Genomic DNA, 271 nt, shown 5'->3' on the forward strand with positions numbered 1-271 from the left:
CAGCATTTAGTTGGGCACTCTAAGGTGACTGCCGGTGACAAACCGGAGGAAGGTGGGGATGACGTCAAATCATCATGCCCCTTATGACCTGGGCTACACACGTGCTACAATGGATGGTACAAAGGGCTGCAAGACCGCGAGGTTTAGCCAATCCCATAAAACCATTCTCAGTTCGGATTGCAGGCTGCAACTCGCCTGCATGAAGCCGGAATCGCTAGTAATCGCGGATCAGCATGCCGCGGTGAATACGTTCCCGGGCCTTGTACACACC

At 53.9% G+C, this 271-nt stretch carries 1 rRNA gene; it reads left to right on the forward strand.

The window, feature by feature from the left end:
- Nucleotides 1-271, forward strand: a 16S ribosomal RNA gene (locus KW850_RS32870); the annotation flags it as partial.

The sequence above is a fragment of the Bacillus sp. sid0103 genome (assembly GCF_019219025.1).